The organism is Aeromonas sp. INTO2 (genome assembly GCF_049860605.1).
Taxonomy (GTDB): domain Bacteria; phylum Pseudomonadota; class Gammaproteobacteria; order Enterobacterales; family Aeromonadaceae; genus Aeromonas; species Aeromonas caviae.
The window spans coordinates 3,250,073-3,263,074 of the sequence record NZ_CP187588.1 but is presented as its reverse complement, the minus strand read 5'-3'; the positions used below and the strand labels follow the sequence as shown (position 1 = coordinate 3,263,074).

General features: G+C 63.6%; 11 protein-coding genes. 7 read left to right on the top strand and 4 right to left on the bottom strand.

Annotated features, from left to right (window positions below; translation table 11 throughout):
* Window positions 1-126 precede the first annotated feature (126 nt).
* The gene (locus tag ACPW74_RS15370) at window positions 127-1,227 is read left to right on the top strand and encodes a porin (protein ID WP_029314791.1); all 1,101 of its coding nucleotides are present in this window, start codon (window positions 127-129) and stop codon (window positions 1,225-1,227) included.
* 335 nt (window positions 1,228-1,562) lie between these two features.
* Window positions 1,563-2,507, top strand: coding sequence for a chemotaxis protein CheV (locus ACPW74_RS15365; protein WP_041212426.1), 945 nt, complete (start codon window positions 1,563-1,565; stop codon window positions 2,505-2,507).
* A gap of 86 nt (window positions 2,508-2,593) precedes the next feature.
* Here the strand turns inward: ACPW74_RS15365 and ACPW74_RS15360 are convergent, their stop codons facing one another.
* The gene (locus ACPW74_RS15360; RefSeq protein WP_111896862.1) at window positions 2,594-3,202 is read right to left on the bottom strand and encodes an arylesterase; all 609 of its coding nucleotides are present in this window, start codon (window positions 3,200-3,202) and stop codon (window positions 2,594-2,596) included.
* 57 nt (window positions 3,203-3,259) lie between these two features.
* On the opposite strand from ACPW74_RS15360, the gene ACPW74_RS15355 reads away from it, so the two are divergent.
* On the top strand, window positions 3,260-3,970 hold the full coding sequence (locus tag ACPW74_RS15355) for an ABC transporter ATP-binding protein (RefSeq protein ID WP_111896861.1): 711 nt from the start codon (window positions 3,260-3,262) through the stop codon (window positions 3,968-3,970).
* The gene (locus ACPW74_RS15350) at window positions 3,967-6,408 is read left to right on the top strand and encodes an ABC transporter permease (RefSeq protein ID WP_111896860.1); all 2,442 of its coding nucleotides are present in this window, start codon (window positions 3,967-3,969) and stop codon (window positions 6,406-6,408) included. Before ACPW74_RS15355 ends, ACPW74_RS15350 begins: the two co-directional genes overlap by 4 nt.
* Before the next feature lie 42 nt (window positions 6,409-6,450).
* Here the strand turns inward: ACPW74_RS15350 and ACPW74_RS15345 are convergent, their stop codons facing one another.
* The gene (locus ACPW74_RS15345) at window positions 6,451-7,356 is read right to left on the bottom strand and encodes a TIGR01777 family oxidoreductase (protein ID WP_111896859.1); all 906 of its coding nucleotides are present in this window, start codon (window positions 7,354-7,356) and stop codon (window positions 6,451-6,453) included.
* 245 nt (window positions 7,357-7,601) lie between these two features.
* Here ACPW74_RS15345 and ACPW74_RS15340 point away from each other — a divergent pair, with 245 nt between their 5' ends.
* A complete protein-coding gene (locus ACPW74_RS15340; RefSeq protein ID WP_041212429.1) occupies window positions 7,602-9,143 on the top strand; it encodes an EAL domain-containing protein in 1,542 nt (513 codons plus the stop codon).
* Between the two features lie 63 nt (window positions 9,144-9,206).
* On the opposite strand, the gene ACPW74_RS15335 is transcribed toward ACPW74_RS15340, so the two are convergent.
* Together ACPW74_RS15335 and ACPW74_RS15330 are read right to left on the bottom strand one after the other, a co-directional pair.
* Complete coding sequence (locus ACPW74_RS15335; protein ID WP_103259609.1) at window positions 9,207-10,388, bottom strand: PLP-dependent aminotransferase family protein; 1,182 nt, start codon at window positions 10,386-10,388, stop codon at window positions 9,207-9,209.
* Window positions 10,389-10,587: 199 nt separating this feature from the next.
* Window positions 10,588-11,655, bottom strand: a complete 1,068-nt coding sequence (locus ACPW74_RS15330; protein WP_111896858.1) for a M28 family metallopeptidase — start codon at window positions 11,653-11,655, stop codon at window positions 10,588-10,590.
* 260 nt (window positions 11,656-11,915) lie between these two features.
* On the opposite strand from ACPW74_RS15330, the gene trmB reads away from it, so the two are divergent.
* Window positions 11,916-12,629, top strand: a complete 714-nt coding sequence (trmB, locus tag ACPW74_RS15325) for a tRNA (guanosine(46)-N7)-methyltransferase TrmB (RefSeq protein ID WP_162624630.1) — start codon at window positions 11,916-11,918, stop codon at window positions 12,627-12,629.
* Window positions 12,630-12,655: 26 nt separating this feature from the next.
* Window positions 12,656-12,988: a YggL family protein gene (locus ACPW74_RS15320; RefSeq protein ID WP_042879866.1), complete on the top strand. Its 333-nt coding sequence runs from the start codon at window positions 12,656-12,658 to the stop codon at window positions 12,986-12,988.
* The last annotated feature ends 14 nt before the right edge of the window (window positions 12,989-13,002 follow it).

Genomic DNA, 13,002 nt, shown 5'->3' with positions numbered 1-13,002 from the left:
GAAGCGCTAAGGTGGGGGAGGATGTCAACAAGGTTTCCGGATCTACCTTAGGCCATCGGCACATCAACCGATCATCACGACCGAACTCTGGTCTGACAGAGAGTGCTTACACCTGAGGAAAGAACAATGAAAAAGACAGCATTGACGATGGCCATCTCCAGCCTGCTGCTGGCCGGTGGTGCACAGGCCGCCAACGTTTACGATCAGAATGGTACCAAACTGGACATCGGCGGCCGCGTCAACGGCATGTACTACGGCACCGATGACAACGCCACCGAAGGCGATGCCAGCTACCTGCGTCTGCACATCGCAGGTGAAACCAAGGTTGACGAGGATCTGACCGCGTTCGGCTTCGCCGAGTACAACCTGCCGGTCTCCGGTTCTGACAACGACGAGCTGCGTTACGCCTATGCGGGCATCAAGCACGATCGCTTCGGTGCCTTCAGCTACGGCCGCCAGGACGGTCTGTTCACCAAGGCGGTGAACAACTACACAGACGTGCTGCCGGAGTGGGGTGGTGATGGTCTGGGCAAGGACACCGAGGTGTTCGGCACCGGCCGTACCAACGGCCTGGCCCAGTACATGTACAACTGGCAGGGGCTGACCCTGGGTGCCCAGTTCACCGGCAACAACGACCCGCAGAACGCGAGCCGCAGCGAGCGCGTCGGTCCGAACAGCACCTGGAGCCCGAAAGGTTCTTCCGAGGGGTATGCCCTCTCTGCCAACTATGACTTCAACATGGGCCTGAGCCTGGGTGCCGCCTACAACCAGGCAGGCAAGACCGACGAACAGGCCGAGAACGTGAGCTTCGGCGGCGACAACGATGCCAAGCTGTTCGGGGTGGGCGCCAAGTATGCCGTCGGCAACCTCTACATGGCCGCCACCTACTCCCACGGTGAAGATCACCTCTTCGTGGATACCGGCTCCCTGCGCGGTTACGCCGAGAAGATGGATGGCTACGAAGCGGTCGTGCAGTACAACATCACGCCGAAGTTCAAGCCCTCCCTGGCCTACCTGCGTACCGACGTGAAGGACAGCGCTCACGGCATCGATGACACCGCGACCGAATACGTCTCCGTGGGTGCCTGGTACAACTTCACTGACAACTTCAATGCCTACGTGGACTACAAGATCAACCTGCTGGACGAAGTGGGTTCCACCGGCAAGAACAGCCTGAACAAGTCCACCGACGACATCGTCGCCGTGGCCCTGCAGTACAACTTCTAAGTCGTCCCGGACGCACTGCACATCCCAGGACCGGCCCATGTGGTCGATCTTTTTGTTGCTGGCGGACCGCGCTGGATGACAAGAGCGGCACGCCGGGGTTCAGCAATGGCCCTGTGTGGTCGATACCCTTGTTGTCGGGGCCGGTGCGTGGCTGTGCTTGCCATGAGGCAGTGATGGGGCGATGATCACGCCCCGTGGTCAAGATCCTATCTTTCCTCGACGCTTTTCATTATTTCTATATAGGCTTGCGTTGTCCCGACAGGGAAAGCGGGGCTGGTTGGCATGTCGCAGCTCCGGTGCGGGGCAATTTCGGGAAATGGACGTAAGGGCGTTATATGGCGAGCATATTGGATTCAGTGGATCAACGTACCCAGCTTGTAGGGGAGAATCGCCTGGAACTGCTGATGTTCCGTTTGGGTGCCCAGCAACTGTTTGCGATCAACGTCTTCAAGGTGCGGGAAGTGGTCAAGCTGCCTCATCTGAACAAGATGCCGGGGTCCCACCACAACATCAGCGGCGTCGCCAACATTCGCGGCGTCTCCATCCCCGTCATCAACCTGCGCGGTGCCATCGGGATGCGTCCCATGGCCATCGATCAGGAGTCCAACCTCATCATCACCGAGTACAACCGCACCATTCAGGGGTTCCTGGTGGGGCAGGTGGCCCACATCGTCAACATGACCTGGAAGGACATACTGCCGCCGCCCCGTTCGGCGGGTCGTGCCAACTACCTCACCGCCATCACCCGCATCCCGGAAGGGGGCGTTGACCAGATCGTCGAGATCATCGACGTGGAGAAGGTGCTGGCGGAGATCATCACCTATGACGTGCGCATCTCGTCCGAGGTGCTGGACGAAGAGATCCTGCCCCAGATGCAGGGACGTCGGGTGCTCATCGTCGATGACTCCAGCACGGCCCGCAACCAGGTGCGCGAGACCCTCGCCCAGCTCGGGCTCGAGGTCATCGAGTGCCAGGACGGCTTGCAGGCCCTCAAGCTGCTCAAGGGGTGGTGCGATGCGGGCAAGAAGGTGACCGACGAGATCATGCTGATGATCACGGACGCCGAGATGCCGGAGATGGATGGTTATCGCCTGACTCACGAGGTGCGCAGCGATCCGCGCATGTCCGATCTCTTCATCACCCTGAATACTTCCCTGAGCGGCAACTTCAACGAGGCCATGGTCAAGAAGGTGGGGTGCGATCGCTTCATCTCCAAATTCCAGCCCGACTTGCTGGTGGACGTGGCCCAGCAGCGGATGCGGCAGATCCTGGGCCGTTGAACCCGGCACGCCGAACCATGAAAAAGCCCCCGCCATGCGGGGGCTTTTTGCTGAGCAAGGGGAAGGCCAGGGGCCCGGCCACCGGGCTATTGTGTCAGCAGAGGCTCGACAAAGCGGGCGACCTTGTCGCGGATCCGGGGCTGGGCGGCGGCCGTCGGGTGCAGTCCATCGTTCATCATGAGTTCAGGGCGCAGCACAATATCATCCAGAAAGAAGGGCATCAGCGGCAGGTCATTGGCCTTCGCAAGATCCGGGAAGATCTGCTCGAACTGTTGCAGATAGCGCGCCCCATAGTTGCGGGGCAGCAGGATCTGGGTCAGCACCGTCTTCGCCTGGTGCGCCCGGGTGAGCTCGATCATCTTGGTCAGGTTGGCCCGGGTGATGGCGGGAGCAAAGCCCCGCAGCCCGTCGTTGGCGCCGAGTTCGATCAACACCCAGTCCGGTCTGTGGGTTTCGAGCAGAGCGGGCAGGCGGGCCAGGCCGCCCTGGGTCGTTTCACCGCTGATGCTGGCATTGATGAGGGTGTGTTCTCCCCCCTGCTGCTGCCACTTTTCATTGAGCAGGGCAGGCCAGCTCTGTTCGGCCTGCATCTGGTAGCCGGCACTCAGGCTGTCGCCCAGTACCAGCAGGGTCTGGGCCTGGACGGACGCTGCCCAGCAGCACAGGCAACTCACGGCAAACAAGAGACGCATCATGCAGTCAACTCCCACGTTCTATTGTCATTACAGGTTCAGGCAAACAGGATACCCAAGATGAGTTCAACGCCCATTATCGCCGTCAGGGGGCTCGGTAAAACCGTTCGCCTCGGTCAGGAAAGCCTCACCATCCTTGAAGGGATCGATCTGCAAGTCAATACCGGCGAGACGCTGGCGCTGGTCGGTGCGTCCGGTTCCGGCAAGTCCACCCTGCTCGGTTTGCTGGCCGGTCTCGATCTGCCGAGCAGCGGCGAGATAGAGATCCTCGGTCACTCCCTCACCCGGCTGGACGAGGAGGGACGCGCCAGGCTGCGGGCCGAGCAGGTGGGGTTCGTGTTCCAGTCGTTCCTGCTGCTGCCCACCCTGAGCGCCCTGGAAAACGTCATGTTGCCGGCCGAGCTGCGGGGGGAGACCGACAGCGAGCCCCGTGCCCGGGAGCTGCTGGCACAGGTCGGTCTGGGAGAGCGGTTACACCACCTGCCGCCACGCCTCTCCGGCGGCGAGCAGCAGCGGGTCGCCATTGCCCGTGCCTTCATGACCCGTCCCAGCCTGCTGCTGGCGGACGAGCCCACCGGCAACCTCGACAGCAAAACGGGGGAGACGGTGATCGAACTGCTGTTTCGTCTCAACCGCGAGCACAACACCACCCTGGTGGTGGTGACCCATGACCATGAACTGGCCCAGCGCTGCCAGAGGCAGCTGGTGATGTCAGCCGGGCGGCTGGAGGCACAATCTGTCATGGCGGCCAAGGTGGGAGAGCTGTCATGAGTCAGTGGCGACTGGGATTGAAGCTGCTGCGCCGGGAAGGGTTCAGCGGCGAGCTGCGCTGGTTTGTGCTGGCGCTGGCGCTGAGCGTCGCCTGCGTGCTCAGCGTGGCTCTGGTGGCGGATCGGCTGGATGCGGGGCTCAAGGCCTCCGGGCGGGATTTCATCGGAGGGGACAGGGTGCTGCGCTCCGCGACGCCGGCACCGGCAGAGTGGCTGGCGCAGGCGCATCAGGAGGGGTTGGCCGTGCAGACCACGGTCAGCTTCAACAGCATGCTGTTTCACGGCGATACTCTGCAACTGGCCTCCATCCGTGCCGTGCCCGGGGATTTTCCCTTCTACGGCAAGCTGGAGCTCACTCCCCAGCGCACCCCGGCGCCCGGCGAGATCTGGCTCTCCGCCAGGGTGATGCAGCTGCTCGGCGCCAAGGTGGGGGAGGCACTCGAGGTCGGCAACACCCGGCTGACGGTGGCAGGGGAGCTGGGCCAGGAGCCGGATCAGGGGTTCAGCCCCTTCCAGATGGCGCCAAGGGCCTTGATCCACAGCGCCGATATCGAAGCGACCGGGGCCCTGCTGCCGGGCAGTCGCCAGCAGTGGCGCTATCTCGTCAAGGGACCCCGCGACGCCATCGCCCGCTATGAGGCCTGGCTCAACCCCAGGCTGAGCGCCGGGCAAAAGCTCGTCAAACCCGACGATCAGGGTACCCAGGTGGGGAAATCCCTGGGCAATGCCGAGCGCTTCTTCCGTCTGGCATCCCTTGCCGGCGTGCTGCTCGGCGCCCTGGCCATGGGGATAGCGGTGCGCCATTTCGCCGAGCGCCAGACCAACATGGTGGCCCTGCTCAAGACCCTGGGGGCTTCGCGGCGCACCCTGTGGCAACTGATGGGCACCCTGCTGTTCTCCCTGACCCTGGTGGGGGCCCTGATGGGGCTGGTGGCGGGCAGCGCCATGCAGTGGCTGACCCTGAACCTGCTGGGGGATCTGCTGCCTGCGGATCTGCCGCCCCCCTCCTGGCGACCCTTTGCCCTTGGCCTCGCGGTCGCCTTCTTCATCACCCTGATGCTGGCGTTCGTCCCCTTCCTGAGGCTGCTCAAGGTACCGCCGCTGCGGGTGCTGCGCCGGGAGCTGGAGGCGGGGATCCCCCCCTGGCTGACGGTGCCCGTGGGGCTCATCGGGCTGTTTGCCCTGGTGTGGGGCTTTACCGCCGACATCAGGCTGGCCTGCGGGCTCATCGGTGGCATGGGGGTGTTGATGGCGCTGCTGGCCCTGCTCGCCTCCGTGCTGCTGCGTCTTGGCAGTCGGCTCAAGGGGCCCCATGCCCTGCGCCTGGCCATCAATCACCTCTCCCGGGAGCGGGGCAGTGGTCTGTTCCAGCTGGCGGGCTTCGCCCTGGCCCTGATGCTGTTCGGGCTGCTGTGGGCGGCGCGGGTCGATCTGCTGGAGGATTTTTCCACCCGGTTGCCTGCCGACGCCCCGAACCGCTTCCTGGTCAATGTGGCGGACAGCGAGCGGGAAGGGATCCTAGCCGATCTGCACCAGGCCGGGGCCATCACCTCGGACTTCTACCCCATGGTGCGCGGGCGCTTGACCCGTATCGCCGGTGAGGCGGTGGGGGAGGATGCGGCGCGGGAGGGGGTGGACAGAGAGCTCAACTTCACCACCACATCGGCCCTGCCCGCCGACAACAAGGTCACTGCCGGTCAATGGCTGGCCGGCAAGGGGGAGGTCTCCGTCGACGAGGCACTGGCGGGACGGCTCGGCATCGCGCTCGGAGACGTGCTCGGCTTCACCATAGAGGGGCAGGCGTTCGAGGCCAGGGTGACCAGCCTGAGGTCCATCAAGTGGGACAACATGAGGCCGAACTTCTACATGATCTTCTCGCCGGATGTGTTGGCCCCCTTCTCCCAGACCTGGCTCGGCAGCTATCGTCTGCCGCCTGAGGGGCGAGGGGCAGAGGTGGAACTCATCCGCCGCCACCCCACGGTGAGCCTCATCGATGTGGAGGATCTGATAGGCCGCCTCACCCTGGTCTCCGATCAGGTGAGCCGCGCCCTGGGGTTGATGCTCGGGCTGGTGACGGTGGCCGCCCTGCTGGTGCTGCTGACCCAGACCCAGGCCGGCATGGCCCATCGGCGCCGGGAGCTGCTGCTGATGCGCACCTTGGGGGCGGGCAGCGCCCTGCTCGAGAAGATGCTGCGCTGGGAGCTGGTGGCGAGCGGTGCCCTGGCAGGGCTCTGCGCCGCCATGGTGGTGGAGCTCTGCTCCTTCGGCCTGCAGTGGTGGTGGGAGGGGGCGCAGTGGCAGTTCCACTGGGCCATCTGGGCTGCACTCCCCCTGCTTGGGGCCGTGCTGGTGACCCTGGCCGGACAGGGCATGCGCCGCCAACTGCTGGCGGGTACCCTGAGCGACCGGCTCAGGGGACTGGGGCAGGGGCTGCTCTGATGGCTCGACACATCCCGACCTTGGTCGGGATGTGTCATTGGGTCAACGGGGTGAGTGCAGCAGATTGTCCAGAGCGCCGGGCAGGGCCGGGAAGCTGAAGTGAAAACCGGCCTGCTGCAAGCGGGCGGGCAGCACGTGCTGTCCGGTGAGCAGCAGATCCGCCGCCTCTCCCATCAGGAGTCGCAGGAGGGGGGCCGGTACGAAGAAGAGGTGCGGGCGATGGAGCGTGGCGGCCAGGATCTCGCTGAACCGGCGATTGCTGACCGGTTGCGGGGCCGTGCCGTTGAAGATGCCGTCACACTCGCCGTGCTCGACGAGAAACAGCATGGCCCGCACCAGATCCTGCACGTGGATCCAGCTCATCATCTGGGTGCCGCTGCCCATGGGGCCGCCGAGGCCCAGGCGGTAAGGGGGCAGCATCCTGGGCAAGGCGCCCCCCTCCATGCCGAGTACCAGGCCTATGCGCAGGATGCAGACCCGGGTCTGGGCCGAGCGGGCCTGCTGGGCAAGCTGCTCCCACTGCTGACAGAGACGGTGGGTGAATTCGTCGTGAGGGCTCTGGCATGTTTCATCCAGAGGGGCGTCATCCTGGCGGCCATACCAGCCGATGGCGGAGGCATTGAGCAGCAATCTGGGGGGCGTGCTGGAGAGTTTGACGAGATCCACCAGCTGTTCGGTCAGCAGCCAGCGGCTGTTGCAGAGCAACTGCTTGCGGGACTCGCTCCAGCGTCCGGCGGCGATGGGTTCGCCGGCCAGGTTGATGACGATGTCCACGTCATTGAGGTGATCCAGCCTGTCCAGACTGTCCAGCAGGGTGACATCGTGGCCGAGCAGCTCGTAGGCCCGGCTGCCCTGGCGGGTCAGCACGACTACTTCGTGCGCCACCTTGAGGTGTGCCACCAGACGGCGGCCGATAAACCCCGTGCCCCCCGTGATCAGTATCTTCATGTCCTGCCTCCCTGACGCTCTAGGGTCTACTCTAGAGCCTGGGTGCCCGATGGACAAGCTCCTGTTTTTATGAGCATTATGATTTTTGTCTCCCAAGACGCCGCCCCCTTTGTCCACGGGGTTGCCGGGCGTTGCGACCACGGGGGGCGCCGTGGCGCGGCGGTATCAGGGGCGCATTCCGGCTTGCCAAACGGGCGCCAGCGGGTAAACTCGAGCGCTTTTTCGCCATGTTCATGAGGGCCGTTATGCCATTTCGACGTTTGAAGGTGCGTCAATTCTATGTTCGGCTGCTCTGTGCCTTGCTGGCCGGTCTGTTGCCCATGCTCCTTGGGCTCGTCATCGTCATCTGGCAGACCGCCACCGGCGTGAAACAGGATGCGGTGGCGCGCCTGGAACATGCCAGGGTCATGTTCGACCGCACTCTGGACAATGCCCAGTTGGCGGCGTCGGCCCTCACCGGCAGCCTGGGCAGGCCCTGTCTCGAGGTGGTGCAGGGGCTCAGGGATCAGGTGGCCACGGTGCCGGATGTGCGCAGCGTCAACCTGGCCAGGGGAGATCGGATCTACTGCTCTTCCCTCTATGGCCCAGTCGATGGCGGCATCAAACTGGATGACTATGTCGGGGGCAGGCTCGACCTGATGAAGGGCAACCCGGTCACCCCGAATCGCCCCCTCATCGCCTACCGGGAAGAGGTGGGCGAGTTCAGCGTGCTGGTGGGGGTCGACGGCTACTACCTGCTCAACATCCTGGACATGCTGAGCCGCAACTCCCCACTGGGGCTGGTGGTCGGCAACGAGATGCTGCTGCGAAACAGCGAGCTCACCGACAAGCTGATCCCCAAGGACCGCAGTGGCTATCTAGAACAGGTCTCGACCAGGTACCCGTTCAAGGTAGTGACCACGGTGTCGGTGGATGAGTACCGTGCCCACATCTGGGACTACTCCAAGGTGGGCGTCATTATTTATCCTCTGCTGAGCCTGCTGCTCGGGGTGGCGGTCTTCTGGCTGATGGGCCGTTCGACTTCGCCGGCCCAGGAGCTGAAACGGGCACTCTCCCAGCAGGAGTTCATCCCCTATCTGCAACCCGTGGTGAACGGGGAGGACGGCCAATGGAGCGGTTGCGAGGTGCTGATGCGCTGGCAACACCCCCGTCAGGGGATGATCTCGCCGGATCGCTTCATTCCCCTGGCAGAGGACAGTGGCCTCATCGTGCCCATGACCCGGCTGCTGATGGCGCAGGTGCGCGAACAGTTTGCGGGCAAGGCGCACCATCTGCCGCGAGGGTTCCACTTCGGCTTCAACATCAGCGCCAGCCACTGCAAGGATCTGAGCCTGGTGGAGGATTGCCGGGATTTCATCAACGCTTTCAAGGGGAATCCCATCAAGCTGGTGCTGGAGCTGACCGAGCGCGAGCTCATCGTGGCGGACGAGACGACGGACCGGCTCTTTGCCGAGCTGCATGCCCTCGGGGTCTTCATCGCCATCGACGATTTCGGCACCGGCCACTCCAGCCTGACCTACCTGCAGACCTTCCAGGTCGACTTCCTCAAGATCGATCAGAGCTTCGTCGGCATGATTGGGTCGGACGCGCTCTCCAGCCACATCGTGGAGAACGTCATCGATCTGGCGACCCGGCTCGGTCTGCAACTGGTGGCGGAAGGGGTGGAGAATCAGGTGCAGGCCGACTATCTGAAGGCCCGCGAGGTGACCTTCCTGCAGGGCTACCTGTTTGGCAGGCCCATGCCCATGAAGGAGTTTGTCAGCCAGCTGGCCGGCCAGGGGCGCTGAGGGGAAAGCGCGAGGCAAAAAAAACCAGCGACCGGGTCGCTGGTTTTTTTATGGCCGGATGGCTCAGAGCATGCGGGCCAGGGCGCGGCACAGACGCTGAACACCCTCTTCCGTGGTCGCCTCATCCACACAGGAGAAGCTCAGGCGCAGGGTGTTCTGGATCTCGGGGCGCACATAGAAGGGGGCGCCGGGCACGAAGGCCACCTTCTCCTTGATGGCCTCGTCGAACAGGGCCATGGCACTGACGCTGGGCGGCAGGGTCAGCCAGAGGAACATGCCCCCTTCGGGACGGGTGTAGCTGACGCCGGGCGGACAGTGGCGGGCGAGGGCGGCTTCCATGGCGGCACGCTGGCGACCATAGACCTCCTTGATCTTCTCCAGGTGAGCGTCGAGGGAGTTGTCGCTCAGGAAGCGGTGCAGCACCTGCTGGCTGAAGGCGTTGCTGTGCAGGTCGGTGGCCTGCTTGGCGATGGTGACCTTCTTGCGCAGCCAGTCCGGCACCACCATCCAGCCCAGGCGGAAGGCGGGTACCACCGTCTTGGAGAAGGAGCCGAGCAGCACGGTGTTGTGGGGGGCCAGCTTGGCGATGGGGGGCAGGTGCTCCCCTTCGAAGCGCAGCTCGCCGTAGGGGTCGTCTTCCACCATCAGCAGATCGTGGCGCACCAGGCGCTCGGCCAGGGCTTCCCGGTTGGCGCGGCTGTAGGATACACCACTCGGGTTCTGGAAGTTGGGCACGCCGTAGAGCAGCCTGGCGCTGGAGCCCTGCTCCAGCAGCGCATCCAGCGCGGCCAGATCCAGCCCCTCTTCACCCAGGGTGATGGGCTTGAAGTTCGGTTGATAGACGGAGAACGCCTGGATGGCGCCAAGGTAGCCCGGCTCTTCGATGATGAGATCCTGCCCCTCGTTCACCAGCACCTTGCCCAGCAGATCCAGCGCCTGCTGGGAGCCGCTGGTGATGAGGATGTTGTCAGGATTGACGGTCATGCCGTGGCGGCTCAGGTAGCGATCGGCGATGAACTGGCGCAGCGGGGCAAAGCCCTCGGTGGTGGCGTATTGCAGCGCGGCGGCTCCCTGCTCGCGCAGCACGTCCTGGCAGGCTTGCTCGATGGCCTTGACCGGGAACAGATGGGGGTTGGGCAGGCCGCCAGCGAAGGAGATGATCTCCGGATTGGCGGCAACTTTGAGGATTTCGCGGATAAAGGAAGGCTCGACCTTCTCGAAGCGCTGGGCAAAAAACGGCTGCATAGGGTTCTCTCTGACTAGGTGGCGGTCGCTCCATTCAACCGCCAGGTTATCCGTTTGTATCAGATTTCAGAAATGAGGCAATGGCTGTCACAAAAATCCATAAAAAAGGGCAGGTTTGGCACCTGCCCGAATTTTATCGTCCCGACCCCGGTCAGGGGCGCAAAAACCCCTGTCAGGGGGGCATCGGGCGGGGTGGGGGTCAGAGCCCCGGCGCCTTGAGGAAGCGGATCATCAGGTCGGTGTTGGCCCCGAGCTGCTGCTCGATCCGGCCCGGGAAGAGCTCGGCCATCTTGTCGAGGCGATCATGCTCCGTGTGCCAGATCTTGCCCCACTGGGTCTCGCTGTCCCGGTCGCAGGCGCTCTTGGTGGCGTCGTCGTAGCAGTCCCACAGTGCCGGATTGGTGCTCTGGGAGTAGCCGTCATAGCCATCTTCCCCGTTGATGGTGAAGTTGGTGGCCTCCACGTAGGCGATGGGCACCCCCAGGCAGGCAAAGGGGGCATGATCGGACCAGCTGCCGGTCTCCCCTTCCGGGTAGCCGCTGTAGCTGGGGTGGATGGCGAACGGGGTGGCGGTCTGCTGGGAGATGGCCAGCAGGCGATCGCGCACCTTGGGATCGAAGCTGTAGCGGCTCGGGTCGGCGCAGTTGTACTCGGCCACGTCGGAGTGGGCCGAGTGGACATAGACGATGTCGCCCCCGGCGATGGTGTCGTAGTTCACCATGGCCAGCAGCTTGGCGACGGCATCGGTGTCGAGACTGGCGGCATAGGCTCTGGAGCCGTTGAGGCCGTTCTCCTCGGCGCCGAAGAAGGCGAAGCGCACCGTGTAGGGCAGGGTCTCTCCCTTGAGTGCCTCGGCGACCGCCAGCAGGGCGGCGACGCCGGCCCCGTTGTCGGTGGCGCCTTCGGATCCTTTCTTCTCGCCGGTGCTGTCATAGTGGGCACCGATGAGGATCACCTTGTCGCTCTGACCCTTGAGCTCGGCGACGATGTTCTGGGAGGTTCGTTCGGTGCCGCCCCTGGTGTAGGTGAACGGCTGGTTCTGCACCTCGTAGCCCCAACCGGCCAGGTGATCCTGGATCCAGGCGGCGGCGCGGGTTTCGGCCTCGGTGCCCGTGGGACGAGCGCCTATCCCTTCTGCGCCAGAGCTCAGTTGCACCAGAAATTCATGGGCCTGAGCCGCGGGGGCAGGGGGTTGGGAGTCGTTGTCAGAGGGGTTGCAACCGGCCAGCAGGGCAGGCAGGACGAGGGCCAACAGGGTTTTCTTCATACTGCAATCCTTTGTTGTATATGGTTTTATTTTTCCGCGTCAGGATGAACCCGACGTCCGGCAGATTCTGTGAAGGGGGTGGCATTTGTCAACCTTGCCGGTGGATGTGGGCAGTCCCGGGGGATTTGTTGTGGGAAACACTTGCGCCTTGTGCCTATCTTGGGATAATTCGCTCCCCTGTTTTTGCGAACTGATGCAATAACGAGCGATCCATTTATGTCGGCTCTGTTCCAGAGCGATGCAATAACGAGCAATTTACTATGTCTGTGACCCAAGATGTGTTTAACGAAGACGGCAAGTTCATGCGCAAGATCCGCAGCTTCGTCCGTCGCGAAGGCCGCCTGACCAAAGGGCAGGAGAAGGCCCTGGAAGAGCTCTGGCCGGTCATGGGCATCGATTTCGCACCAGAGCCGCTCGACATGGTGGCCCTGTTTGGCCGCGAGGGACCCGTGGTGCTGGAGATCGGGTTCGGCATGGGCGCCTCCCTGGTGGAGATGGCCAAGAACGCCCCCGAGAAGAACTTCATCGGCATCGAGGTGCACTCTCCGGGTGTGGGCGCCTGCCTTGGCACCGCCCAGGAGGCGGGCGTCACCAACCTGCGCGTCATCTGCCACGATGCGGTGGAAGTGCTGGAGCACATGATCCCGAACGGTTCTCTCTCCTGCCTGCAGCTCTTCTTCCCGGACCCCTGGCACAAGAGCCGCCACCACAAGCGTCGCATCGTGCAGCCTGCCTTTGCCCAGGATATCCGCCAGAAGCTTGCCATCGGTGGCGTCTTCCACATGGCCACCGACTGGGAGAACTACGCCGAGCACATGCTGGAGGTGATGAGTGCCGCCGAGGGGTACGAGAACACCTCCGCCACCGGCAACTGGGTGCCCCGTCCCGACTGGCGCCCCCTGACCAAATTCGAGCAGCGTGGCCATCGTCTGGGCCACGGTGTCTGGGATCTGATTTTCAAACGAGTCAACTGAGTCAACGTATCAACTAAGGAGCTATCATGGCCAACCGTAGCCGCCGTCTGCGCAAGAAACTGCGCGTCGATGAATTCCAGGAAATGGGGTTCGACATCAGTTTCAACTTCCCGGTCGGCACCGCCGAAGAGACCATTGATGCTGTGGTCGATGCGCTGATCGACGAGGTGATTGAGCCTCGCAAGCTGGCCTTCGCCGGCTCGGGTCACCTGGCCTGGGAAGGGATGATCTGCACCCAGCAGCTCGGCAAGTGCTCCGACGAAGACCGTTCCGCCGTTCAGACCTGGCTGCAAGGCAAAGGGCTGGAGGCCGTGGTGGTCACCGAGCTGTTCGATCTCTGGTACGGCGAGCCGGCCTGATATCTGACTGCCTC